General features: G+C 49.3%; 27 protein-coding genes and 1 riboswitch. Of the genes, 24 read left to right on the forward strand and 3 right to left on the reverse strand.

From position 1 onward, the window contains the following. Positions 1-34 precede the first annotated feature (34 nt). Both ACKTSG_RS02655 and map read left to right on the forward strand, forming a co-directional pair. Positions 35-967, forward strand: coding sequence for an NAD-dependent epimerase/dehydratase family protein (locus tag ACKTSG_RS02655; protein ID WP_407891682.1), 933 nt, complete (start codon positions 35-37; stop codon positions 965-967). A 51-nt stretch (positions 968-1,018) separates the two neighbouring features. Next, on the forward strand, positions 1,019-1,816 hold the full coding sequence (gene map / locus ACKTSG_RS02660) for a type I methionyl aminopeptidase (protein ID WP_407891684.1): 798 nt from the start codon (positions 1,019-1,021) through the stop codon (positions 1,814-1,816). Between the two features lie 321 nt (positions 1,817-2,137). On the opposite strand, the gene nadC is transcribed toward map, so the two are convergent. Together nadC and ACKTSG_RS02670 are read right to left on the reverse strand one after the other, a co-directional pair. After that, on the reverse strand, positions 2,138-2,971 hold the full coding sequence (gene nadC, locus ACKTSG_RS02665; protein WP_407891686.1) for a carboxylating nicotinate-nucleotide diphosphorylase: 834 nt from the start codon (positions 2,969-2,971) through the stop codon (positions 2,138-2,140). Further along, complete coding sequence (locus tag ACKTSG_RS02670; protein ID WP_407891688.1) at positions 2,955-4,157, reverse strand: MFS transporter; 1,203 nt, start codon at positions 4,155-4,157, stop codon at positions 2,955-2,957. The genes nadC and ACKTSG_RS02670 overlap by 17 nt, the downstream gene beginning before the upstream one ends. A 373-nt stretch (positions 4,158-4,530) precedes the next feature. Here ACKTSG_RS02670 and ACKTSG_RS02675 point away from each other — a divergent pair, with 373 nt between their 5' ends. The 17 genes from ACKTSG_RS02675 (at position 4,531) to thiT (ending at position 20,686) form a co-directional block, all read left to right on the forward strand. Further along, entirely contained in the window at positions 4,531-5,019 is a 489-nt protein-coding gene (locus tag ACKTSG_RS02675) for a TetR/AcrR family transcriptional regulator (protein WP_407891690.1), read from the forward strand. A 14-nt stretch (positions 5,020-5,033) separates the two neighbouring features. Continuing rightward, the gene (locus ACKTSG_RS02680) at positions 5,034-6,092 is read left to right on the forward strand and encodes an FtsX-like permease family protein (RefSeq protein WP_407891692.1); all 1,059 of its coding nucleotides are present in this window, start codon (positions 5,034-5,036) and stop codon (positions 6,090-6,092) included. Between the two features lie 2 nt (positions 6,093-6,094). Beyond that, the gene (locus tag ACKTSG_RS02685; protein ID WP_407891694.1) at positions 6,095-6,769 is read left to right on the forward strand and encodes an ABC transporter ATP-binding protein; all 675 of its coding nucleotides are present in this window, start codon (positions 6,095-6,097) and stop codon (positions 6,767-6,769) included. A 242-nt stretch (positions 6,770-7,011) separates the two neighbouring features. Further along, entirely contained in the window at positions 7,012-8,376 is a 1,365-nt protein-coding gene (locus tag ACKTSG_RS02690) for a L,D-transpeptidase family protein (protein ID WP_407891696.1), read from the forward strand. 151 nt (positions 8,377-8,527) lie between these two features. After that, positions 8,528-9,814 carry a bifunctional folylpolyglutamate synthase/dihydrofolate synthase gene (locus ACKTSG_RS02695; RefSeq protein WP_407891698.1) on the forward strand — a complete coding sequence of 429 codons (1,287 nt, stop codon included), beginning with the start codon at positions 8,528-8,530 and terminating at the stop codon, positions 9,812-9,814. Continuing rightward, positions 9,807-10,445: an HAD family hydrolase gene (locus ACKTSG_RS02700; protein ID WP_407891700.1), complete on the forward strand. Its 639-nt coding sequence runs from the start codon at positions 9,807-9,809 to the stop codon at positions 10,443-10,445. Before ACKTSG_RS02695 ends, ACKTSG_RS02700 begins: the two co-directional genes overlap by 8 nt. Before the next feature lie 23 nt (positions 10,446-10,468). Then, positions 10,469-11,137: a RadC family protein gene (gene radC / locus ACKTSG_RS02705; RefSeq protein ID WP_407891702.1), complete on the forward strand. Its 669-nt coding sequence runs from the start codon at positions 10,469-10,471 to the stop codon at positions 11,135-11,137. Between the two features lie 105 nt (positions 11,138-11,242). Then, positions 11,243-12,247 (forward strand): rod shape-determining protein, encoded by a 1,005-nt coding sequence (locus ACKTSG_RS02710; protein WP_407891704.1) that lies wholly within the window; start codon positions 11,243-11,245, stop codon positions 12,245-12,247. 25 nt (positions 12,248-12,272) lie between these two features. Next, positions 12,273-13,133 (forward strand): rod shape-determining protein MreC, encoded by an 861-nt coding sequence (mreC, locus tag ACKTSG_RS02715; protein WP_407891706.1) that lies wholly within the window; start codon positions 12,273-12,275, stop codon positions 13,131-13,133. Positions 13,134-13,670: 537 nt separating this feature from the next. Continuing rightward, the gene (gene mreD, locus ACKTSG_RS02720) at positions 13,671-14,201 is read left to right on the forward strand and encodes a rod shape-determining protein MreD (RefSeq protein ID WP_407891708.1); all 531 of its coding nucleotides are present in this window, start codon (positions 13,671-13,673) and stop codon (positions 14,199-14,201) included. 63 nt (positions 14,202-14,264) lie between these two features. Beyond that, positions 14,265-14,921, forward strand: a complete 657-nt coding sequence (locus ACKTSG_RS02725; RefSeq protein ID WP_407891710.1) for a septum site-determining protein MinC — start codon at positions 14,265-14,267, stop codon at positions 14,919-14,921. After that, positions 14,922-15,716: a septum site-determining protein MinD gene (minD, locus tag ACKTSG_RS02730; RefSeq protein WP_407891712.1), complete on the forward strand. Its 795-nt coding sequence runs from the start codon at positions 14,922-14,924 to the stop codon at positions 15,714-15,716. A gap of 491 nt (positions 15,717-16,207) precedes the next feature. After that, the gene (locus ACKTSG_RS02735; RefSeq protein ID WP_407891714.1) at positions 16,208-16,864 is read left to right on the forward strand and encodes an amino acid ABC transporter permease; all 657 of its coding nucleotides are present in this window, start codon (positions 16,208-16,210) and stop codon (positions 16,862-16,864) included. Between the two features lie 10 nt (positions 16,865-16,874). Next, positions 16,875-17,513, forward strand: a complete 639-nt coding sequence (locus ACKTSG_RS02740) for an amino acid ABC transporter ATP-binding protein (protein ID WP_407891716.1) — start codon at positions 16,875-16,877, stop codon at positions 17,511-17,513. Further along, positions 17,513-18,328: an amino acid ABC transporter substrate-binding protein gene (locus ACKTSG_RS02745; protein WP_407891718.1), complete on the forward strand. Its 816-nt coding sequence runs from the start codon at positions 17,513-17,515 to the stop codon at positions 18,326-18,328. Before ACKTSG_RS02740 ends, ACKTSG_RS02745 begins: the two co-directional genes overlap by 1 nt. A gap of 96 nt (positions 18,329-18,424) precedes the next feature. Beyond that, complete coding sequence (gene cls / locus ACKTSG_RS02750; RefSeq protein ID WP_407891720.1) at positions 18,425-19,858, forward strand: cardiolipin synthase; 1,434 nt, start codon at positions 18,425-18,427, stop codon at positions 19,856-19,858. Between the two features lie 84 nt (positions 19,859-19,942). Then, positions 19,943-20,039, forward strand: a riboswitch (TPP riboswitch). Positions 20,040-20,083: 44 nt separating this feature from the next. Then, the gene (gene thiT / locus ACKTSG_RS02755) at positions 20,084-20,686 is read left to right on the forward strand and encodes an energy-coupled thiamine transporter ThiT (RefSeq protein WP_407891722.1); all 603 of its coding nucleotides are present in this window, start codon (positions 20,084-20,086) and stop codon (positions 20,684-20,686) included. Positions 20,687-20,884: 198 nt separating this feature from the next. Here thiT and ACKTSG_RS02760 read toward each other — a convergent pair whose 3' ends face one another. After that, positions 20,885-20,998, reverse strand: coding sequence for a DUF4044 domain-containing protein (locus tag ACKTSG_RS02760; protein ID WP_407891724.1), 114 nt, complete (start codon positions 20,996-20,998; stop codon positions 20,885-20,887). A gap of 128 nt (positions 20,999-21,126) precedes the next feature. Between ACKTSG_RS02760 and ACKTSG_RS02765 the strand changes: the two genes are divergently transcribed. From ACKTSG_RS02765 to ACKTSG_RS02785, 5 genes are all read left to right on the forward strand, one after another. Next, complete coding sequence (locus tag ACKTSG_RS02765; protein WP_407891726.1) at positions 21,127-21,456, forward strand: hypothetical protein; 330 nt, start codon at positions 21,127-21,129, stop codon at positions 21,454-21,456. 171 nt (positions 21,457-21,627) lie between these two features. Further along, positions 21,628-22,059 (forward strand): division/cell wall cluster transcriptional repressor MraZ, encoded by a 432-nt coding sequence (gene mraZ, locus ACKTSG_RS02770; RefSeq protein ID WP_407891728.1) that lies wholly within the window; start codon positions 21,628-21,630, stop codon positions 22,057-22,059. Positions 22,060-22,062: 3 nt separating this feature from the next. Continuing rightward, the gene (gene rsmH / locus ACKTSG_RS02775) at positions 22,063-23,010 is read left to right on the forward strand and encodes a 16S rRNA (cytosine(1402)-N(4))-methyltransferase RsmH (protein WP_407891730.1); all 948 of its coding nucleotides are present in this window, start codon (positions 22,063-22,065) and stop codon (positions 23,008-23,010) included. Positions 23,011-23,014: 4 nt separating this feature from the next. Next, complete coding sequence (gene ftsL, locus ACKTSG_RS02780; protein WP_407891732.1) at positions 23,015-23,398, forward strand: cell division protein FtsL; 384 nt, start codon at positions 23,015-23,017, stop codon at positions 23,396-23,398. Beyond that, entirely contained in the window at positions 23,398-25,557 is a 2,160-nt protein-coding gene (locus ACKTSG_RS02785) for a penicillin-binding protein (RefSeq protein ID WP_407891734.1), read from the forward strand. Before ftsL ends, ACKTSG_RS02785 begins: the two co-directional genes overlap by 1 nt. Positions 25,558-25,574: the final 17 nt, after the last annotated feature.

Here is a 25,574-nt window from a genome sequence, read left to right on the forward strand (position 1 = left end):
GTAAAATAAAGGCAACATTCTTAGGAGGCGCAACATGTCCAAATACTTGGTAACAGGCGGAGCCGGCTTCATCGGCTCGAATTTAGTCGATGAATTGGTCAAAGGTGACAATCAGATCACAGTGGTAGATGACCTATCAATGGGGTTGTTGAGCAACTTGCCAGACAGCGACAAAGTGACGTTCATCAAACACGACATCACGGATCACGACTTCATGTCAGAACTGTTGATCAATGAGAAATTCGACTACATCGTTTTATTAGCGGCGATCGCCAGTGTTGCCGATTCAGTCGACCGGCCTTACTACACGCATGAGATCAACCAAGAAGCCAATCTCAACATCATTGAAACCATTCGCCGCGAAAAGTTGCCATTAAAGAAGTTATTCTTCGCTAGCTCAGCAGCGGTTTATGGTGAAAACCCGACCTTGCCGAAAGTCGAGACTTTGGCGGTGGACCCGTTGACCCAATATGCAGTGGACAAATACGCCACGGAACGCGCGATCATCAACTACGCCCGTTTGTATGATCTGCCTTTTGTCACGGTGCGCTTCTTTAATGTCTTTGGTCCAAAGCAAAATCCGGCGTCACCATATTCTGGTGTGTTGTCCATCATTATGAATGCCTTGCAAAACGATAAGCCGTTCACTTTCTTTGGCGATGGCGGCCAAACGCGTGACTTTGTCTTTGTTGGCGACGTGGTATCAGCGATCATCGGCTTGTTGCACACGCCGCAAGCCCGCGCTGATGTGTTCAACATCGCCAATGGCAAGCAAACCACGTTGCAACAAGTTGCTGACGACTTACAAGCAATCACCGGCAAAAAGCTCAACGCCACTTACCAACCAGCGCGCCAAGGGGATATCCGCGATTCTTATGCCAATGTGGATAAGATCAATGCATTTGGCTTCATGACCCATACGCCATTAAAGGATGGGTTGAAGATCTACGCAGATTCCGTGAAATAATGCACAGTTGTGTTACACTGAAATAGAAGAAAATAATAGGAAGTGCATATTTTGATCACGCTTAAATCACCACGAGAAATTGAAGGTATGGCCAAATCCGGTGCCATTTTAGCTGGGATGTTAGCCAAACTCGACGACATCATCCGCCCAGGGATCTCCAGTTGGGAAATTGAAAAATTTGCCAATGAATGGATCGAATCCCACGGTGCCGTTGCCGCAGAAAAAGGCTTTGAAGGGTATCGTTATGCGACTTGTGTTGCCATCAACGACGAAGTGGCGCATTCCATTCCCCGCAAAGGCTTGATGCTTAAAGAAGGCGACATCGTGTCTGTTGACACCGTCGTCAACTGGCAAGGCTACATGTCTGATGCTTGCCGTTCATATGCCGTTGGCAAAGTTTCTGACAAACGCCAAAAGTTGTTAGATGACACGCGCAAAGCCTTATACTTGGGGATCGAACAAGCACAAGTGGGCAACCGCATTGGTGATATCGGCCATGCGATCCAACAATTCACTGAAGTTGAAAACAACTATGGTGATGTGCGTGAATTGATCGGCCATGGCATTCAGCCAACGATGCACGAAAGTCCCAATGTTCCCCATTATGGCGAAGCAGGGCATGGGTTGCGCTTAAAAGCCGGCATGACCATCACCATTGAACCCATGATCACCACTGGGACTTGGAAGATCGCAGCTAAAGAAGTGCCAAATGAAGATTGGGAATATTATGTCACCGCTGACGGCTCTGACTGTGCCCAATTTGAACACACGATCGTCATTACTGATGATGGGCCAAAGATCTTGACCAGCTATGACAAAGAATTCGATGCGAAGTATTTGCTCGACTAAATCAGCTGGTGCCTAGTCTGTTTCGCTTAAGTTAAGCGGGATGGGCTAGGCTTTTTTGTCGTTTCGCACGAAAATCTGAGGATACGCCGATTCGCTTGCACCGACAGATTGTTATCGACTGGTCGTGTTCAGGACAAATTTGCTGAGTCCGATCTGAGTTTGATCACCACATGAAAGCTCCTGTCACGGCGTTTTTGGCCTCAGATAGTTAGCCGGCTAACTATCTCAGGTCAAAAACGGCGCCGTGTTAAATCCAATCAACCGGTAACAGATCCAACAAAAAGGCCAACTGCGAACAGTTGGCCTTGCGTTTCAAGCGATTTAGGCGTGTTGATTGAAGCTGATGTCCAAATTGACCACGCGGTTGGTCAAATAGCCTAACGATAAGAAGTTCGCACCGCAACCGGCATAATCATGTAAGTTCGACAACTCAATGCCGCCAGAGACTTCAGTTTGGATGCCTGCCGGGATCAATTGTTGCCAAGCCTTGACCGTTTGCGGCGTTTGGTTATCAAACATGATGATATCTGCGCGCGCTTTGATGGCTTGTTCAACTTGCGATCGGGATTCACATTCCACTTCGATCATTTTGGTTGGACCGTTGACTTGCCGCAACAATTGAATGGCTTGAGTTAAATCACCAACTGCAGCCCAGTGGTTGTCTTTAAGCATCGCCATGTCATCTAGCCCTAAGCGATGATTGACCCCGCCGCCAACACGAACCGCGTATTTGTCAAACAGCCGCAAGCCAGGCGCTGTTTTGCGCGTGTCTAGAATTTGGATGCTGGGATCGGCTAAGGTATCGACAGCTTGCTTAGTGGCAGTGGCGATGCCAGATAAACGTTGCATCAAATTCAAACTCAAACGCTCAACTGCCAATAATGTCGCCAAATCGCCGCTAGCTTTGGCGATCGGGGTGCCGGCTTTGACCACTTGGCCTTCTTGAACCAACGGCTCATAGGTGATCTGCGCATCCAACAAGCGATACAAAAACGCTGGGATCTGCAAGCCGGCGATGACGCCAGGGGTTTTGGCCAAATACACCCCGCCGCCAGCGCGTCCAGCAAGCAGTGGGGCAGTGAGATCACCGCGGCCGAGATCTTCTTGCAAAAAGCTTTTTAACGCTGGTGCCACTTGTTCATAGTTTAACGGCATTATTTGCCACCTGCGATTCTGGGGCGTCTTCGATGTTTTCATCTTTGACACCAAAAACTAAAACGACTAAGGCGATGATCAATAAGCCGACAAATAATCCAAATACCCCGTGGATGCCGAAACCGGCATCAAACAACCAGCCGACTAAAAATGGCCCAACAGTGGCGCCGATTCGGCCGATGGATTGGGCGGTGCCCATGGCAGTGCCGCGAATGACTTTTGGAAATTGACCAGGCGTCAACGCGATCAACGTGCCCCAAGCGCCAAGATCAAAGAAGGAAAGGGCAGCACCAGCGATCAAGATCAAGGCTGTGGAGTTGGCATTGCCAAACACTAACGCAGCAATGATGGTGCCCACTAAGTAAATGCCCATGATCAACTTGCGACTGACTTTACCCATCAACCAAGCGGCCAAGTAGTAACCTGGCAACTGCGCGATGCTCATGGCCAAGGTGTAGCCCAATGAGTTGACGATCGAAAATCCGCGCATGGTCAACACACTTGGCAACCACAAGAAAATGCCGTAATACGTCAACATCACGATAAACCACATCACACTTAATGTGGCCAAAGGCTTCAGGTGTGCGGGTTTCATCAATTCGGCAAAAGGCGCATGGGCGGTTTTTGCATGCTCAGGTTCGGCGGGTAAGTGTTCACGCAAAATAAACGCGTAAAGCGCTGCGATCAACGTCACAGCCACGGCAATGCGCCAGCCAAATGCTGGCATCACCAGATAGGCGATCAAGCTGGCGACGATCCAGCCCCAAGCCCAAAAGCTATCGCCTAACACCAACATTTGTGAGCGTTTAACACCAGTGTAGTGGTCCGCCAGCATGGTGGCGGCGACAGGCAATTCGCCCCCCAGTCCAAAGCCAGTGATCACGCGGATCACCATGAACCATTCCACATTTGGCGCAAACGCGAGTGCCAAATTACTGGCTGAAAATAAGATCAAGGTGCCCATCAAGACGTGTTTGCGACCAAACGCGTCAGCCAAACGCCCGCATAAAATCGCGCCAAAAACCATGCCGATCGACGTCATGGCGCCGACTAAGCCCAGTTGGGTGCTGGTAAGTGCCCACTCAGTCTTGAGTAACGGCATAATAAATGAAAGTAAGGCAACGTCCATGGCATCAAACAGCCACGCCGTCCCGACGATCAATAATAAGTGCTTTGGTGTCTTCATTGTTTCCTCCGACCCGATAAAGTATGAATAATTGCATTCGGGAATGATAATGAGCTTACACCCAAGACATGACACAGTCAAGATATGGTCGTCGTTTCAATGGTGTCGTGATACGAAAACCATGCGCTGTCAGCTTTGGTGAGAGGGATTTTGATCGTTTGGGTGACGCAAGCGATTATTTTGACCTTGATCCGTGTGGTCGGCGGGTTTAGCCGAGGAAAGCGGTCAGATTTTCTGACCGGTAACGCCTAATACATTGTGCCGATTTTAACTGAATCAGATTAAATTGCTCCCGTTCTATTGACACCATGTCAACATCCTGTATACTGGTCGTTGTTGACACGGTGTCATTTTCACTTAAAAGGGGAATACCATGGTTTCCAAAATGTATCAAAACTTACCACAAGCCAAGCAAGATCGTGTAGAAGCAGCTTTGCTGGCAGAATTTTCAGCGCATTCGTTGGCCCAAGCCCAAGTGGCGCGGATCGTCAGTGCAGCAGGCATTGCCCGCGGCGCGTTTTATCATTATTTTTCAGATCTTCAAGATGCGTATATGTATCTATTTGGCCAAGTGATGCAAGTGGTCCATCGCCATGTTCCGCAAGCTGGCAACAGCTATGACGCCACGGCGGCTTTTGTCAATGGGGCAGTGGATTCGCAGTACCACGACTTTTTGCGGCAACATTTTGCCCATAATGCCGCGATGTTGCCGACGCATCAGCCGACTGGTGACTTGGATCCATTGGCTTGGGCGCAAATGACGTTGTGTCATGAAACCATTCGCTTGAGCTTGATCGATCCAGCGCACAAAGCGCAGCACTTGGCGGATCTCAAGCAGGCATTGGCCAAACTGGCCCAATAACAAGGGGGAAGCTTATGTTTTTGGCATTAAAAGAAATGCGCAAAGAAAAATTGCGCTACAGTTTGATCATTGCCATGATCGTACTGATCAGTTACTTGATTTTTATTCTCACTAGCTTGGCGTTAGGCCTGGCGCAACAAAACACCGATGCGGTGAATTCATGGGGTATGCAAAGCATCATCTTGAATAAAGACGCCGATATCAGCTTGACGCAATCTTTGATCAAAAAAAGCCAAGCACCAGACGCACTACCAAAGTCGCAAGCTTATCTGGCCCAAGCGCCGATCGTGGCCAAAGCAAGTGGGCACAAGCAAGTTTCTGGGACGTTTATCGGTTTGGATAACCAGCAATTCGTGGCCAAGAATTTGACGGTGACTAGTGGTCACTTGGCCAAAAGCCGCTATCAGTTAATGGTGGATGACGCTTTTAAAGAATCGGGTTACCAACTTGGCGACACCATGAAGCTTAACGGCAATGCCCATGCCTACAAAATCGTCGGCTTCACGCATCATGCGAAAATGAGCGTGGCGCCAGTGGTTTATGGGCGCTTGTCAGCTTGGGCGACATTGAAAAATGTTCCCACGACCATGATCGCCAGTGCGATCGTGTCGACTAAAGCCAAACCAGATGCCGGGAATGCGGCGTTGCACACGTACAGCAAGCATGCGTTTATCCAAAAACTGCCAGGTTACACGGCTCAAAACATGACGTTTGAAATGATGATCGGCTTTTTGATGGTGATCTCATTGATCGTCATTGCGGTGTTCTTGTATATTTTGACCATGCAAAAACAGCAAAACTACGCGGTATTGCGCGCTCAAGGCATTCCTGGCGCTGTGCTGGTCAAAAGCACCTTGAGTCAAGCGTTCTTGATGGTAGTCGTCGGCCTTGTGATCGGGGTGATCTTGACGGTCGCCACGGCAATGGCTATGCCAAGTGCTGTGCCAATGGCTTTTGATGTGCCGATCTTAAGCTTAGTGGCCTTGGCGTTGGTGGTCATCGCCATGCTTGGCGCCGTGATCCCAGTGCGCAGTATTTTAAAAGTTGACCCTGTCACGGTGATCGGAGGCTAATGATGCAAGCATTACAAATCGAACATGTCGATCAATTCTTCGGCACTGGCGCCAGTCGGGTGCAAGTATTACATGATGTGAATTTTGAGGCGCAAGCCGGCGAAGTCAGCTTGATCTTAGGGCCTTCAGGTAGCGGCAAAAGCACGCTGTTGACGATTGCTGGTGGGTTACTAACGCCAACGGCTGGTAGCGTGCAAGTTGCAGGCGTGGAATTAGGCCAAGCCACCGCTAAGCAAAAAGAGCAATTGCGCTTGAATCACTTAGGCTTTGTCTTGCAGACATATCATTTGTTGCCATTTTTAACGGTGCAAGAACAATTCAAGTTAGTCGATCAAGTCAAAAAAACCGGTAACTTATCCGCAACGGATCTGGCGACTTTACTGGAAGAACTAGGCCTGACGCCTTTTGTTAAAGCATACCCTGGGTCGCTTTCCGGCGGCCAACAACAGCGCGTTGCGATTGCCCGAGCGTTATATCCAGATCCTTCAGTGGTGCTGGCTGATGAACCGACAGCGGCGCTTGATTCCACCCGGGTGATGCAAGTGGGCCGGTTGTTACAGCATTTGGCCCATGACCGCAACAAAGCCGTCGTGATCGTGACCCATGATGTGCGGCTGCAACCGTTAGCTGATCATGTGTATGACATGGTGGATGGACGCTTAACGCAAGCACAGTGATCATTGGAATTTGATGACAGTTTCGGCTGAGCGTTACGCAATAATTGTCATTTAACTGAAACAATTGTATTATATGGATGACCACTGCGTTGCTTTAGGCGAAATGCTGACACCTTAGTGGGGTAAACGCTTGAATTCTGCAGTCTTCGTCAAAACTTCACATTCTAGGTCTAAGGTTTAGGTGTGATATAATTACTGCGACATTTGTTGGTGCAGATTTGCAGTCAAGGAGTGAATCATCCATGAAAAATAAACGTGTCTGGTTTGGTGGGGTGTTGGTGCTCATCATGCTTGCCATTGGCGGGTATGCGATGCGCTCGCATCATTATCAAAACCGGTTTCTACCGAAAACCCAAGTGCTTGGGGTAGACGTTGGTGACCAGACGGTGACCCAAGCAAACAAGACATTACAGACGCATTTTACCAACAGTTCAGTGAAATTAGTTGATCAAAACCAAACCTTGGTGACCGCTTCTGGCACGGCTTTAGGCTTGAAGCAAAACTTCACCCAAACCTTGACCCAACTGCTTAAAAAGCAAAATCCATGGGCTTTGTCGGCGACCGTTTTGGCGCAAAGCCAAGACAAAGCGGCGTTGACCACAGGCAATACCACGTTAGTGAATTACACCAAACAAGTGGCTGCCAAACTCAACCAAACCCGCAAAGCGCCAGTTGATGCCAAAGTTGTCCCGCAAAGTGGCAAATACGTGGTGCAAAAAGAACAAGCCGGCAACCAAATCGACGCGACGAAATTAGCCAGTGCAGTGACCAAAGCCGTTTCTGCAGATAAGTCTACTGTGGATGTGGCCACTACTTACACCCAACCGAAAGTCACGTCCACATCAGCCAGCTTGAAAAAAGCGGCCACTGAGTTATCAAAAATCGCGGCGATCAAGGCGCAAGTCAAAATCGCCAACAAGTTGGTGACGATCCCAACGGACAAATTACAAAGTTGGTTGAGTTATGACAACGGCGTGCAAGTCGACTTGGCCAAAGTGGAAGCCTACACCACTGAACTTGGCAACACGTATAACACTTACGGCAAAACGCGGACCTTTAAATCCACGAAGCGCGGTACGGTGACGGTGCCTGGTGGGACTTATGGTTGGACCATTTTGCCCAATGACACTGCGAAGAATTTAGTGGCGGAGATCAAAAAAGGCCAAGACTTCACTAAAGAAGTGTCTTGGGAAGGCTCAGGCTACCACAGCGATGGCTCAGATATCGGCAACACGTATGTTGAAGTCGATGTTACCAACCAACACGAATACTTCTATCAAAATGGCAAGTTGGTGTTAGATTCAGCTGTCGTCACTGGCAAGCCTGGCCAAGATACGCCTAAAGGGGTGGACTTTGTTTGGAGCAAAGCCCGCAACAAGACGTTAACTGGCAAAAACGATGATGGCTCCAACTATGCTTCTAAAGTGTCGTATTGGATGCCGATCGATTACACCGGGGTTGGGTTACATGATGCACCTTGGCAGCCGAAATTCGGTGGCGATTGGTACAAACAACACGGCTCTCATGGCTGTGTGAACAACCCGCCTGACTTTATGGCCAAGTTGTATGCGGCAGTGCCGCTTGGGACACCAGTGATCGTCTTTTAATTTCAGTTAGCGCCAGACGCCATTGCGCCACGCATTTTCCATGCGTGAGGCAGTGGCGTTTTTGATGCGTGCGATGGGCGGTTTTGCCATAGTTGTGAGTTAAAATGCGGTATACTAAACCCATTATTGAAAATGTTCGGAGGTCAGCTTTTTGGATTATCAAACCAGTGTCCAATTCATTCACCACTTGCCACGCTTAGCCAAAGATGGCAGCTTAAATCGCATCTCAGCGCTGCTCGCTGCTTTAGGAAACCCGCAGCAAGATCAAAATTATATCCATGTTACTGGCACCAATGGCAAAGGATCGGTGGCCAATGCCATCAGCCATATCTTAGAAGCGAGTGGCTTGACGGTGGGGTTATTCACCTCCCCGTTTATCATGCGCTTCAACGAACGTATCCGCATCGATCATCAAGATATCGATTCAGAGCGCTTGGCCGAGTTGACCACGCATGGTGCGGCTGTTTTGGCTGATCTGCAACGCCAACGCCCTGGATTTGTGGTCACCGAATTTGAATTTATCACCGCGTTAGCGTTGCTTTATTTTAATGAAGCCAATGTGGACGTGGCAGTGATCGAAGTAGGCATCGGCGGGCGCGAAGATTCAACGAACGTGATCATGCCAAAAGTTGCGGTGATCACCAGCGTTGGCTATGACCATCAAGCATTATTAGGCAAGACCCTAACCAGTATTGCCGGACATAAAGCGGGGATCATCAAACCCCACGTCCCAGTGGTGACAGGGATTCTACCAGATGAAGCCCAAGTGGTGGTGGCCAAGCAGGTGGCAGCGATGCACAGTCAGTGGCAACAATATGGTCAAGATTTTTCGGCGGTGCATGCGTCGACTTTTGACTGGGGGATGCATTTTGACTATCACCGCGACCAAGAGCGGATCAGACAGCTCACTATGCCATTAGTGGGCAGTTATCAACCGGCCAATATGGCAGTGGCCATTACCGCCGCCAAAACCTATGCGCAAGTGATGGACTGGCCACTGAGCGATCATGAAGTGACCAAAGGCGTCAAAGCCAGCGTCTGGCCTGGCCGCATGGAAAAGATCTCTGATCGGCCATTGATCATTTTAGATGGGGCGCATAACCCGCAAGGCATCCATGGGTTGGTCGAGACGCTGGATCGGTTATTTGGTCAACAAGAACTCACCGTCATTGCCGGCGTATTAAAAGATAAAGCCGTTGATACCATGATCCAAGTTTTATCCAGCCGCGATCACCGCTTATGGTTAGTGCCGGTACCGAACACGCCGCGGGCCACTAAAGTTGGTGATTATCCGGATAATGTGACGCATTTTGATTCTTGGCAAGAAGCGTTGGCAGCATATACCCAAGAACACAGCGAAGAGCCTTTGATCATCACCGGCTCATTGTACTTGGTGTCTGCCGTGCGGCAAACGCTGATGGGGCAAGGCGATGATTAAAGCTGTTTGTTTTGATCTGGATGGCACTTTGGTCGCTTCTGAGCAGCTGTATCTTGATCGCAATGTGCAAGCAGCCGCCACGTTAGGGTATCACTTGACACAGCAGGATTTTTTGCCGTTAGTCGGGATCAGTCAAGCGGCTTTTGACGTGGCGTTGGATCAATTGATCGCGCCAGATCAACAAGGTGAATTTGTCGCCTTAACGCAAGCGTTGGTCACTACGCGCGTGGATTCAGGCCCAAGTTTGGCCCAACCTGGCGCCGATCACTTGTTGCAAATGTTGATCGCACACCAAGTGAAATTAGGCTTAGTGACTACTTCAACGGCTGAAGCCACTGCGCGCATGTTGCAAAATACTGGTTGGACCAATGTGTTTTCAGTGATGATCACCGCCGAAAATGGTCGCTTGAAACCAGCCCCTGATCTTTACCAGCAAGCTTTAAACCAATTGCAACTCCCTACTGATCAAGTCCTTGCGGTTGAAGATAGCGGCGTTGGGATACAAGCGGCGTTGGCAGCTGGGCTTGATTGTGTCCAAGTGTTAGACTTGGCGCCGGAAAGTGCGCAAGCCTTGCTGGTGGTGCCAAATTTGTTGGCCTTAGAAAAGATGTTTTTGGCGGCATTTGCGTAATCTAATAGTGAGGGGGTAGTCGCATGAAACCTGATCTATATGAACGCATCGTCAAAAATGGTGCCAGTGTGTTAAGCGACGCGGAACTCTTGCAAGTGTTATTGCGCAACGGCAGTAAAAGTGCGCCGATGCCGCAGATCGTCGCCACAGTGTTAGGGGTGTTTCCAGATTTTAAAGGCTTGAACTTGGCCGATGCCAAGCAGCTGATGGCAATTTCTGGCATCGGTTTAAGCAAAGCCGCTGGGATGCTTGCGGCGATCGAATTTGGCCGCCGCGTGGTTGAACAAAGTACCAAGCGCTACGGGGAAGTCTTGTCGGTGGAAAGTTTAGCCGCTGAATTGATGCCAAGGCTTGGTGCCAGTTCCCAAGAACAAGTGCTGGCATTTTTGCTGGATAATCAGTTGCAGTTGATCCAAGAAATGCCAGTGGCGCTAGGAGGGCTTACCCAAGCACAAGTGGAGCCGCGCGTGGTGTTTAGCCAAGCGCTGAAAGTCCATGCTGCCAGTTTGATCTTGGTGCACAATCATCCCAGCGGCAATGTTTCGCCTAGTCGCGCTGATCGCGCCGTGACCAAGCGGTTTGTTGAAGCGGGACAATTGATCGGCATTCGGATGCTAGATCATGTGATCATTGGGGCCCGTGATTTTTATTCATTTGCAGGCGATCGCGAAGGGTTAAATTTTTTCAAATAATCCCTTAACTGTGCGAATTTGAAGCCGGATGACGCCAGTGCGAATGGAAGTTGTGCTATAATCTGTTAGACCACATTACAGAAACGCGTTGAAGGAGAGAACATCTTGTTTGGATTAGGAGCTAAAAATATCGGGATCGATCTCGGCACTGCCAACACCTTGGTGTATGTCGATGGCAAAGGCATCGTTTTGCATGAGCCTTCTGTTGTTGCCAAAAACACCCAATCCGGCGAAATCATCGCTGTAGGTGAAGAAGCCCGGGCCATGATCGGCCGCACCCCGGCGAACGTGACCGCGATCCGCCCAATGAAAGACGGCGTGATCGCTGATTACGACACGACCGCCGCGATGCTGAAGTATTTCATGGAAAAAGCCCTCGGTGGCAATGGCGCCCATCCAGAAGTGATGATCTGTGTTCCCAGCGGCGTCACTGAAGTTGAAAAGCGCGCGGTCATCGACGCCGCTAAAGTCGCAGGCGCCAAAGAAGCCTTCGTCATCGAAGAACCTTACGCTGCGGCCATTGGTGCTGGTTTGCCAGTGATGGATCCAACTGGTTCCATGGTCGTTGATATCGGCGGTGGGACCACTGATGTTGCCACGATCTCATTAGGCGGCATCGTATCGAGTCGCTCGATCCGCATGGCCGGCGACAAAATGGATGAAGCGGTCATCAGCTACATTCGCCAACAATACAATTTATTGATCGGCGAACGCACGGCTGAAGATATCAAAATGGAGATCGGTTCAGCCTCTGTTGAACGCGCCAAAGAAATCGACGGTATGACCATTCGTGGTCGCGACTTGTTGACCGGTTTGCCAAAAACTGTTGAAGTCACTGCTGTTGATATCGCCAACGCCATCAATGAAGTGGTATTAGCGATCATCGAAGCCGTTAAAGAAACCTTAGAAGAAACCAGCCCAGAAATCGCCGCTGATGTCATTGACCATGGCATCGTGTTAACTGGTGGTGGCGCGTTATTGAAGCACTTATCTGAAGTGATCTCAGACGCGGCCCAAGTGCCAGTATTTATCGCCCAAGACCCATTGGACTGTGTGGCCATTGGGACTGGCGAATCGCTGAAAAACATCGAGGTTTTGAAGAAACACTAAGCCGTAGAATGAGAGCGAGTGTGACATGAACAAGTTCTTCTCAAATAAAAAACTGATCGTCGTCATGGTCGCGATTTTGCTGAGTTTGGGCATGATTTCATTTTCCGTTGCAGTGCGCGACAAAAAAAGTACGCCGCCAGTGATCCAGCAAGTCGGCAACGACGTGGTGGGCATCGGCGCGCGGATCGTTTCAGCGCCAGCACAGTGGGTCAAAGGTGGCTTGGACGACATTTCCGATTTGATGAATGCTTACAGTGAAAACAAATCCCTGAAAGCCCAAATCGACGATCTCGCCCAAACCAAGGTGCAAAACCAAACCTTGCGCAGTGAAAACAAAGCGTTGAAAAAGCAACTCAAACTCGATGGTACCTTGACCGACTATGCTCAGATCAATGCTTCCGTCATGTTGCGCAGTCCCAGTGACTGGCGCAACATGGTCACCATCAATAAAGGCTCTGGCGCTGGCGTGAAAAAGAACATGCCAGTGATGTCAGGCTCTGGCGTGGTGGGTCGCATCGTGGAAGTCAATAAAACCAATGCCAAAGTGGAAATGTTATCCACGGATAACAAAGTCGCCGATCATTTCGCCGCCCAGATCGCCATTTCTGGCGGAGCCACGATCAATGGCGTGATCACCGGCTACCAAGCCAAAACCGGCTATTTGATTTTAGGTCAGCTCAATACTGATAAAAATATCAAAAAAGGCCAGCAAGTGGTCACGTCAGGATTAGGTGGGGCGACCCCTAAAGGGCTGCTGTTAGGCACAGTCGAAACCATCAAAAAAGATGATTACGGCTTGGCCAATACCGTTTACTTAAAGCCAGCTGCTAATCTTGATGACTTAAGTGTTGTGACTGTGATCGCCCGTACGATCGCCAGCAACTAACATTGACCGGGACTTGGACTTTTCACGTCCCGGTTTTTGTGTTTCATTTTGGTGGTGGCCGGTCGTTTGAATTTGGAACTCCGGCTGGCTGGTGGCGGCATTGTGAGGGTCCTCAAAAAAGCTAGCCGGGATGTGTCGCGATGCTCCCCACCCGCCGGATCTTTTCCTGCGGCTTTCTGTAAGCGATAAATCGCTAACAGAAATCTCACGATGCCACCACCAGCTAGCCTCTGTCCCAAATTCAAACGATGGTGACCTGATCTCAGTGGCGAATAGGTGTTGATCACGCAACTGGTTTGACGGATAGCACAAACCTGTGGGCAGAGGTGAACTGGCATAACGGAGGAGAACTGGCCAATTGCCGTGAAAGTAAAATCAAGCATGACGCCGGTTTTTGTCGGCATGCGTAGATTTTGCCGATTTCTGAAGCCGGCCGCACGGCGACTTGGCCAAGTCTCTGCAGTGGCGCCAATTCACCGGTGCCTAGAGATTTTTGGGCCATTCGGCGATCAAAGTACTGTTTTTTAGGAGGAAACTATGCAAACCAAGCGTCCTTTTACTGGCCACGGCTGGGTCTTGTTGATATTATTTGTGGCCTTGCTGCTAGACGGAGTGTTGAGTCTGGTGCTTGGGCAATGGTTATTGACGCCACAATTTTCTGGGGTGCCGGAATTGACCTTGATCGCGTTATTGATGACGGTGATCTTTTTGCCAGATGAACAATATATCGTCTGGTATGCCGTGGGTTTTGGCTTACTGTTTGATATGATCTACACTGGGATCATCGGCATCAACGCGCTGATCTGGCCATTGATTGTATACATCGCCGTGCAACTGCGGCAATTTGTGCCTAAATCGCCATTATTTGTTGGGGCGCTGGTGGTGATCGCCGTGACGATCTTTTGTTTGGCCAATGATGTGATGAATGAGTTCATCGGCTTTGGTACCACCAACTTCGTGACTTTGGTCGCTGTGCATATGGGGCCAAGTTTATTAGTGAATTTAGTCGGCTTTGCAATTGTGTATTTGCCTTTAAGCCGATTATTGATAAACTTAAAGAGAAGTTAGTGAACGCCACCGGCTTGCCGGTGGTGTTTTAGTAGCGGGGGAGACCCTATGAGAGGTGAGAGCGTGGATGCAGTAATTCTAAAAGGGCGCAAAGACGGCTTTGAATTGCAATTAGCCGATACTGCTGCTTGGGATGCGATCTTAGCAGACCTGGAAGCCTTATTACAAAAATTAGCCAAGGATACGCCTGAAGGAAATGTTGAGTTCAAATTGTTGTCTGGCAATCGCTTGTTGACGGCTGATCAACAAACCCAGATCCAGCGCTTGTTTGATCGATTTGGGCGCTTTGAGATCAAGTCGCTGACAGCCAATGTTGAAGACCCAACGGCGTTTAAAGCGAAATTGTTGGCGCAAGCGACGCATATCGTTGGCGGCATCGTGCGCTCTGGCCAAAGCTTGGAATTTCATGGCGACGTGGTTTTTGTCGGGACGTTGCATGTTTCTGGCACCTTAAAAGCGACTGGTAGCATTTTTGTGTTAGGGCGCGTTGAAGGGTTATTGATCGCCGGTGCGGCTGGCGATACCAGCGCGGTGATCGCCGGAGATATCAGTCATGCCGGGCAGATCCGCATCGCTGACACCGTTGAGATCATTGACCAAAATGATTATCAAGCCGATACCCTGTCTTATATTAACGATCTACATATTTTGGAACACGGACACGTCGCTGATCTTTCGAAGATGCGCCCGAAACTTTTCCGGAAACTGGAGGACTTGTAATTGGGAACAGCATTAGTGGTCACCTCAGGTAAAGGCGGTGTGGGTAAAACCACGACCAGTGCCAACATTGGTACCGCCTTGGCATTACAAGGCAAGCGCGTGGTATTGCTGGATCTGGATATCGGGTTGCGGAATTTGGATGTGGTGTTAGGTTTGTCCAACCGCATCATTTACGACATTGTGGATGTGGCCACTGGCCGCGCCAAATTACATCAAGCCTTGATCAAAGACAAGCGCTTTGATGATTTGCTGTATGTGTTACCAGCCGCTCAAAATGCCGAAAAAGACGCACTTGAACCTGAACAAGTCAAAGACATCGTGGCGCAGTTGCGCGATGAATTCGACTTTATCATTTTGGATTCCCCTGCTGGGATCGAACAAGGCTTCCGCAATGCGGTAGAAGGCGCTGATGGCGCGATCGTGGTCACCACCCCTGAGATCTCAGCGGTGTCTGATGCCGATCGGGTGGTCGGGTTGTTGGAGCAGCGCGACATGGTGTATCCGCCACGCTTGGTGATCAATCGCATTCGTTTGCGCATGATGGATGATGGTCGAGCAATGGATGTTGATGAGATCACCCAACATTTAGGCATCGACTTGCTGGGGATCATTATCGATGATGATGACGTGATCGCCACGTCAAATAAAGGCGATACAGTAGTCATGGATCCAGATAACTTGGCGTCTAAAGGCTATCGCAACATTGCCCGCCGGTTGATGGGCGAATCTGTCCCATTGATGAAACTTGAGCAAAAGAAAGTCGGGTTTTGGCAGCGGTTGTTCCATCGCAATTAAGCGCCAGTTTGTAAAAAAAATTCGGCGCAGACCCTTGACAAAACATTAAAAGATGATTAATGTTAGTCACATAATAAATCAATGCGTTGAGTGGAATTGGCATTGAGTGATGACTTCAAGCGAGCTTGGGCAGGTGTAAGCCAAGCAGTCACCTCATCGCCTCACATCCACGAGTGCATCGCTGAAATCAGTAGGCGATGCCGGTTGGCTCGTTATCGCCGTGGTTGAAAAACACAATGAGGTTGGTCAAGTGATTGATCAGCGAACATGAGGTGGCACCGCGGCATTCAAGTCGTCCTCAAACAGCTTAGGCTGTTTGAGGACTTTTTTTTGTACCGTGATACCAAACGTTAAGGTTTTTCAACCACACGAGGTTTGCGTCGTGAGGCGTAAACGAAGTGAGGTGGCACCACGCGACAAGCGTCCTTTCGTACGAGTTTTCGTATGAGTGGGCGTTTTTTTATTCGACAAAAAGCCAAGGAGGCAAGGGCATGAAATATGTATTTGAAATTTTACCGGCATTATTATCAGGCTTGAAAATGACATTGGGGGTATTCTTCCTCACGTTGATCGGGTCGATTCCGTTGGGGATGTTGTTTTCCGTTGGGTTGATCAACAAAGCCAAAAATTGGCTGGGTAAGTTGATCAACTGGGTGTTGACCGCTTATGTGTGGTTGTTCCGGGGCACGCCATTATTGCTACAGCTGATCTTCGTCTTTTACGGCTTGCCATTGATCGGCATCGTGTTTGATCGCTTCAATGCGGCGATCTTCGCCTTTATCCTCAATTACGCGGCATATTTTGCCGAGATCTTCCGCGGCGGCTTTGGCGCCATTGAAGAAGGGCAATTTGAAGCCGCGACAGTGTTGAACTTGACGCGTTGGCAAACCTTGCGTTATGTGGTGATCCCGCAAGTCTTAAAAGTCGTGTTACCATCGATGGGCAATGAAGTGATCAACTTGGTCAAAGATTCCAGTTTGGTTTACGTCATCGGGTTAGGCGACTTGTTGCGTGCCGGCAACGTCGCCACAGCTCGCGACGTCACCTTGGTCCCATTGGTATTAGTCGGGGCGATCTACTTGATCATGACTGCGTTGTTGACTTGGGCACAAAAGAAGGTCGAAAAGTCCTTCTCTTATTACCGCTAGGAGGCCACTTATGTTAGAACTTAAAAATATTGCCAAATCTTTTGGCCGTCAAGCTGTCTTGTCCAATATCGATTTGACTATCGAAGATCACAAAACTTTAGCGGTCGTTGGCCCTTCAGGCGCTGGTAAAACCACGCTGTTGCGGATCATTGCCGGCTTGACCGCTGCTGATGCTGGTGAATTCACATGGCAAGGCAAAAGCACGACGCCGCAACAATTGCGCAAAGATGGCGTCATCGGCGTGGTGTTTCAAGGGTTTGAATTATTCCCCAATCTCACCGTGTTAAAAAACATTACCTTGGCACCAACCTTGCAAGGTGTTTCCGCTGCTGATGCGGAAAAGCGCGCCCGTGATCTGTTGGAACAATTGGACTTGCCAGACCAAGCTGATGCTTATCCGTTCTCCTTGTCTGGTGGGCAAAAGCAACGGATCGCCATTGCCCGGGCGTTAGCCTTAAAGCCTGAGATCTTGTTATATGATGAACCCACCAGTGCGTTGGATCCTAACTTGCGCCACAGTGTTGCCAACTTGATCAACGCTTTTAAAGCCCAAGGGATGACGCAAGTGGTGGTCACCCATGACATGGAATTTGCCCAAGAAGTCGCTGACACCACCTTCACTGTCAACAAGCTAGGCGGTGAGCGGTGATGAAACGCTTCGTTAAATTACTATTAGTGGCAGCCGTGGCCGTGTTGGCTGTCGGCGCAAGTGGCTGTGCTCGGCGCACGGTGAATAATTCTTGGCCACGCATCAAGCAAGATAAAAAAGTTGTCATCGGCTTGGATGATTCATTTGTGCCAATGGGCTTTCGTGAAAAAAGCGGCAAGCTTGAAGGTTTTGATATCGACTTGGCCAAAGCGGTGTTCAAACTTTATGGCGTGAAATGTGATTTTCAATCTATTGAATGGTCGATGAAAGAAACCGAACTGAAAAATCAAACCATCGATTTGATTTGGAACGGCTACTCCGCTACCCCAGAGCGGGCCAAAAAAGTTGCCTTTTCTAAAGATTACTTGGTCAACCACCAACTGTTAGTCACCAAAACCAAAGACCATGTTAATTCTTACGCCGACATGAAAGGCAAAAGCTTAGGCGTGCAAACCGGATCGAGTGGTGCTGCGGCATTGGATGCAGAACCAAAACTCTTGAAGCAATACATCAAAGGCCAAGATCCAGTCTTGTATGACACCTTTACCAATGCCTTTTTGGATCTGAATGCTGGGCGGATCCAAGGCATCTTCATGGATGAAGTCTACGCGCGCTATTATGTCGCCCATCAATCAGATCCTGGCAGCTACAAGATCTTAATGTCTAAAGGGTTTGATTCAGAAGCCTTTGCGGTGGGGATGCGCAAATCCGATACCGAACTACAAAGTAAGATCAACCGCGGTTTCAAGATCTTAGAGCAAAACGGGACCATGGCCAAACTCAAACGCAAGTGGTTTGGGACTGATGCCAATTAAATATGCTACACTTAAAAGCGTAACCAGCTGGTGCGCTTTTTTGCGTGCCATGAAGGCGTCACTTGGCGCTAGGGCCATCAAAAAGGAGGGACTTTTATGTGGGTGGTTGGGACGGTCATTGTGGTGATCGTGATCAATGCAGCATTAGCCATGATCACCGTGTTTTATCAACCGCGCGATATTGCGGCGACTTGGGCATGGTTATTGGTGCTGTTGTTGCTGCCAGTAGTAGGTTTGGCCTTATACTGGATCTTTGGGCGCAAATTATCCAGTCAAAAACTGGAAGCATTGGCGACCCAACAGCGCTTGGGCATCGATGAAATGGTCGCAGCGCAACAAGAAGCCATCGCTGTGGGGCAAGATCTGATCGGCCAACAAGAACTCGCTGGGGTGCCGGAATTGGTCCGTAGCTTGTTGAAAAGCGATAATGCTTTGGTGACCACCATGAATGAGGTGCAGTTGGTATTCACCCAAACCGATTACTTAAAAGCAGTTTTTGCCGATCTACAAGCGGCAAAAGATCACATTCATTTAGAAGTCTATGCTTTAGCGCCTGATGATATCGGCTTGCAAGTGCGCGACATTTTGGCGCAAAAAGCACGCAGCGGGGTCAAAGTGCGGGTGATGTATGATGCGTTTGGGTCGCATCGGTTGAATCACCGTTTTTGGCGGCCAGTGATCCAAGCTGGCGGGCAAGTCGAGGCGTTTTTTGCGACGAAATTAGCTCGGGCTAATCCGCGGATCAACTTTCGCAATCATCGCAAAGTGTTAGTGATCGATGGGCGTATTGGGTATTTAGGCGGCTTTGATCTTGGTCGCAGTCACAAACATTTTCCGATCACCCGAGACTTGGCTTTGCGCATCCAAGGCCAAGCAGTGGCGGTGATGCAGGCACGATTTTTCATGGATTGGAACACCACTGCTAAAATCAAAAAAGTGCATTTTCAAGCCAGTTATTTTCCCCAACCTGATGACCATGGCGACATTACCATGCAAGTGGTATCCAGCGGGCCTGAACAAGCCATTGAGACGTTGAAGCTGGGGTATTTGCGCATGTTTGCCCAAGCCAAAACCAGCATTTTGGTGCAATCGCCGTATTTTGTGCCAGATGACAGTTTGTTAGATGCGTTGATCATCGCCGCCAATGCCGGTATCGATGTCCAAGTGATGGTGCCGCGGCATACCAATCAACCGTTGATGGCGGCGGCCAGTCGGTTTTATTTGGATCGTGTGGTCGCTGGCGGTGGTAAAGTCTTCTATTACGAAGGCGGTTTTTTGCACACCAAAGCGGTGATCATTGATGGGCGGATCCTAGCCACTGGTACGGCGAATATGGACATTCGCAGCTTCAAATTGAACTTTGAACAAGCGGCAGTGTTGTATGCGCCGAGTTTGGCCAAGCAAGTCACAGCGCAATATCAAGTGGACTTGATCAAAGCCACCCCTTATCCGATGGCGGCGGTCACCAAGCGCTCGCGGCATTCGCGGTTGACCTCGGAATGGGCGCGGCTGTTGGCGCCGATCTTGTAAGTTTTGGCCAAGTTTTTCGATAAAGCTTAAAACTTGGATAAATAAATCAAACATGTTATGATACCGCTTGTAGTCGAGAAATTGTCCTTCACAAAGGGGAGCCATTGGCTGAGAGTGGGGAAACCCAGACCCTTCGAACCTGTTCGTTAATACGAGCGTAGGGATTGTGAACGTCGTAAAATGCGACCTTCTTTGTGGACGGACACACCCAAAGGAGGAATTGTGATGCAAACGACTAACAAGCATTTACAAATTGTGTTAGAAGTGGCGATCATTGCCGCTTTTGCCATGGCGCTGGAGTATATCCCGCATAAAACCGGGATCTCTGGTGTGGAAATGAGTTACGGGTTGATCCCAATCAGTGTCTTGGCCCTGCGCCGCGGCGTTGGACCAGCATTGGCTGCAGGGTTGACTTGGGGCTTGTTGGATATGTTACTTATCGGGATCGGCGAAGGCAGTGTGTTGAATGTGACGCAAGGCTTCATCGAATATCCTATTGCCTTTACGGTAGCTGGCTTAGGTGGGTTGTTTTACAAACCATTCCAGCAAGCGCTAAAAAACAACGCCCAAGGCAAAGCCTTAGGTTGGGCTTGGGTGGCAATTGTATTAGGCGTTTTTGCCAAGTACTTGTGCCACTTTTATGCCGGGGTGATCTTTTGGGGCAGTTACGCGCCTAAAGGCATGTCCGCTTGGATCTACTCGCTAGTCGTTAATGGTGGTTCTGCATTGGCCACTGGGTTATTGACGTTGGTGGTGGTGTCCGCGTTGGTCACGATGGCCAAGCACTTGTTTTTACCGAAAGCAACAGGACGATTAGCCGCCAATTAAAGAAGATGTGGAAAGCCGCGAGTGATTCGCGGCTTTTTTTGTGGAAAAATGCTTGCGTGTCCGTCTTGCATCAATTGCTGGACTTTGTGGCCTTGCGCCAGTCGCAAGTTTTGTGGCAATGACATCAGTAAGACAAAAATCCCGTTTGGCTTGCGTGTGAGATCACGCAAGCCAAACGGGATTTTAAGGTCTTGGTGTTTACCCAAACGCAGAAACTGCGCCAAGTACGGCCCCAAGGATAGTGACGATGAGCATGGCCCAAGCGGCGATGTGGGTGATCCACCAAAATTTTGTCCGCGACTTCTTCATCATGACACCTCCTTTGATCGGTTGATATGGTTTATAGTGTACCTGTTTCTTAAGTTGGCGGCAAATCATTTTGTGATGCTTTTTTTGTTTGGCAATATTAGGTATGATAAATAATAAAAGGAGGTGCCAGCATGGGGGAGATTTTAGCGATCGGATTGCCAATTTTGGGTTGGATCTTGTTGTTGGTGATCATTGGCAAGTTCAACTATCGTCATAATCTTTTGTTTTGGGTGATGATCCTCGTCAACTTTTTGGCGATTTGGCAACTGACGCAACAACATGCTGGGACTTATTTGTGGGTCTGTTTTTTTGTCGCGATCATCGCTGCGATGTTAGTGGTGGTGTTGCTGATCATTAATGAGCATGATGTCTTATTGCGCCGATATGCCCATCTACTGGCCCGTGTCGAGCTATTGGCTACCACATGTTGGTGGGTCGCCGCGATTTTCTTTCGAAATTAGGGCCAGATCCCCACTTTTGATACCTGAGCTGAACCCTTGCAACCACAGCGTTGCGAGGGTTTTTTTGTTACAATTGTTAAGAATCACACACAGGATAGGTGAATGTGGGGATGATTGTGGTGGAACATGGGGGAATGTGGTAGACTTAACTCAACGTTGGGAGGTGATTCCATGCTCATGGGTGAGTTTCATCACAGTATCGATACCAAAGGCCGATTGATCGTGCCAGCGAAATTTCGCGAAGCGCTCAATCCGGCATTTGTGTTGACCCGGGGCATGGATGGTTGCTTGTTCGGCTACCCGCAAGCCGAGTGGCAAAAACTGCAAGAAAAACTTGCCGCTTTGCCATTGACGAAAAAAAGCGCGCGGACGTTTTCACGGATGCTGTTGTCAGGCGCGGCTGAATGCGAACTTGATAAACAAGGGCGTATCAATCTGCCAAACAATTTGATCCAACACGCGGCATTAAACAAAGAATGTGTGTTGATCGGCGTGTCCAATCGTATTGAGATCTGGGCGGCAGAGCGTTGGCAAGCCTATGCCGACGAAGCCGAAGATGATTTTGATGAGCTGTCTGAAAACTTGATCGACTTTGGGTTATAAACTATGACTGAATTTAAACACGAAACCGTACTGCTAAAAGAAGCCGCCGCCAACTTGAACGTTCAACCAAATGGCATTTACGTTGATGCGACTTTAGGGCGCGCTGGGCACACCAAAGAGATCTTAAGCCAAATGACTGGTGGGGCTTTGTATGCCTTTGATCAAGACCAACAAGCCATTGATGCCGTCACCAAAGCGCTGGATCCGATGCCGGAGAACTTGCATTTGATCCACACCAATTTCCGCAATTTACAAGCAGCTTTAACTGAGCGTGGTGTGACTGGCGTTGACGGGGTGTTATATGACTTAGGCGTGTCGTCGCCACAGTTTGATGATTCTCAGCGCGGCTTTTCTTATCGCTTTGATGCGCCGTTGGATATGCGCATGGATCAAAGCCAAACCTTGACTGCCAAGATCGTGATCAACGATTGGTCGTTTAATGATCTGGTGCGGATCTTTAATCGTTATGGCGAAGAGAAATTTGCCAAATCGATCGCTCGCCAAATCGAAAAAGCCCGCGCTGATCACACCATTGAAACCACCTTTGAATTGGTGGAGTTGATCAAACAAGGCATTCCAGCTAAAGCCCGCCGCACTGGGGGCCATCCAGCCAAACGCGTATTTCAAGCGGTGCGTATCGCCGTCAATGATGAACTTGGGGCCTTAGAAGCCAGTTTGGAACAAGCCGTGAGCTTGTTGAATCCTGGCGGTCGCATCAGTGTCATCACCTTTCAATCGTTAGAGGATCGCTTAGTCAAAGCGATGTTCAAAGAATTGACCACGATCAAAGATGTGCCTCATGACTTGCCAGTGATCCCAGATAGCATGCAACCGGATTTTCGTTTGGTATCGCGCAAGCCGATCTTGCCAGGTGCTGCTGAGCTTGAACATAATCACCGCGCCCATAGCGCTAAATTGCGAGTCTTAGAAAAATTAGTGAAGGAGGTGTAGCCTTATGCAAGAAAGTACTGCCAGACAATTACGACCAGAGGTGGTCGATCCGATCATCCAACCGCAAACGCCGCCGCAAAAAGCCCCAGATGTGCAGGCTGCACCGCGGCCTTCAAGGCGTTTTTCCCCGTTTGAACGGGTGTTATCCGCAATTTGTGGCTTGGCAGCTTGTGCGACTTGCCTATTGTTCTTAAATGCGCAAACGCAACTGGATACCAATAACCGTACATATCAAGATGTCCAAGCCCAAATCGCCACCCAAAATCAATCAGTCGCTGACTTAAAGCAATCTGTTGGTGAACTGTCCAATTCCAGTCGACTCAGTGCGTATGCCAAGGCTCATGGCCTGACGGTGATCGAAGCAAATATTAAGCGTGTGAACAAGTAATGGCAAAAAAATCCTCTAAACGACAGACGAACGCGATCCACCCAACCAAGAATCGACGCAAGTTCGGCATCTTATTGATGGCGCTTGCGGTGTTCCTGCTGGTCGCGTTCGCCTGTCGTTTTGTGTATATTGCCGCTGGTGGCAAAGTGGACTCAGCCAACTTATCGGCTTACCGCAAAAAAGTCGTGGCTCGCTCAACGGTGCTGAAAGCCAAACGCGGCGCGATCTATGACCGTGACGGTGGGGTGATCGCCGAAGACTCCAACACGTACACGATCTATGCGATCTTGGATCACAATTATGTCAATGGCAAAAAAAAGCTTTATGTGCAAAACAAAGAGAAAACTGCCACAGAACTGGCCAAGTACTTGCCACTTTCCAAAGCCAAGATCTTAGCCATCTTGAATCCAGCCAAAGCCCAGTTTCAAGTGGAATTTGGCGCAGCGGGCACGGGGTTGAGCTTGGCGACGAAACAGGCGATCCAAAAAGCCAAGCTGCCTGGGATCAACTTCACTGATTCCCCTTCACGGCTTTACCCCAATGGGATCTTTGCCAGTCACGTGATCGGCTTGGCGCAACCGCAAACTAATGCCAAAACCACGGATCAATTAGTCGGCGTTTTAGGCTTAGAAAAACAGTTTAATTCAATTTTAAAAGGCACCAACGGCTATCGCACCTCGCAAACGGATGCTTATGGCTATCAGTTACCAGAATCCAAAGTCAAAACCAAAGCCGCAGTTGATGGTGGTTCAGTTTACACGACGATCGATGCAAGTTTGCAAAGCTACTTAGAAACGTTGATGACTGGCGTCGCCACCAAATACCAACCCAAATCTTTGCTGGCGGTGTTGATGAATCCCAAAACCGGTGAAGTCTTAGCAGCGTCTCAGCGGCCGACATTTGATCCGTCGACAGGTGAAGGCTTAGCCAATATGTGGCGCGACATTTTGGTTGAGGACAATTATGAACCAGGATCGGTGATGAAGATCTTCACGTTGGCCGCGGCGATCCAAAGCGGCAATTATCACCCTAATACTTACTACAAATCCGGATCCGTGAAAGTCGCGGATACCACCATCAAAGACTGGGATACTTCAGGGTGGGGGACCATTCCGTTAAGTCAGGCGTTTCCACGCTCTTCTAACGTCGGCATGGTCAAAATCGAGCAAACCATGGGCGCCACCGTATTTTCAGAATATTTGCGCAAATTTGGTTTTGGCCAACAAACCGGCATCGCTTTGCCTGGCGAAACCAGCGGCACGTTTGATTTTGGCAGTTACTTGGATTCGGCGATGGCCAGCTTCGGCCAGTCCATTGACGTCAATGCCATGCAACTGATGCAAGCGGCCACGGCGGTTGCCAATCGCGGTGACATGGTGCAACCGCGCATCGTTTCGAAGATCACCAACAAAAAAGGCCAAACCACAGCTTACAGTCGCCATGTGTTGAGCAAGCCGATCTCCAAGACCACTGCTGATCAAGTGGTCGCGGCCATGCGCGAAGTCGTCAATGATTCATATGGTACCGGCGCGGCGTATAAAATGAGTGGCGTGGACTTAGCTGTCAAAACTGGGACGGCGCAAATCGCCGGTCCCAACGGTGGGTATTTAACCGGCGATTCAAATTACATTTTCTCGGTGATGGGCATGGCCCCAGCATCTAACCCGAAATATGTGTTATACATTGCCATGAAACAGCCTCAAAAAATGACAGAACCGGCCGAATCGATCATGGCTGAGATCTTCAAGCCAATGATGACGCGCGCATTGGCCTTAGATGGCAGCACCAATCCCACCACGACTGTCGATGAAACTGCCAGTGTGCCAAGCGTCACCAATAACGCCTTGGCTACGGCGCAACAAAAGCTGAGCAATGCCGGTTTTTCGCCTGCAGTCGTGGGCACTGGCACCAAGGTGGTCCAGCAGTTACCGACTGCTGGTGGCAATGCTTTGAAAGGCGCTCATGTGGTAGTTTTGACCAATGGGGCGATGACGATGCCTAACGTGTCTGGTTGGTCGAAATCTGATGTGTTAAAATTAGCCCAGTTGACTGGGAAAACTTTCAAGTTGGTGGGATCTGGTTACGCCACTGCGCAAAGCTTGAAAGCCGGGTCATTATTAGGATCGGCGAAAGTCACGATCCAATTTGCGCAACAGTAAACTATAAAGGGGCATAT

The sequence above is a fragment of the Lacticaseibacillus salsurae genome (genome assembly GCF_045862175.1).
GTDB classification, from domain to species: domain Bacteria; phylum Bacillota; class Bacilli; order Lactobacillales; family Lactobacillaceae; genus Lacticaseibacillus; species Lacticaseibacillus salsurae.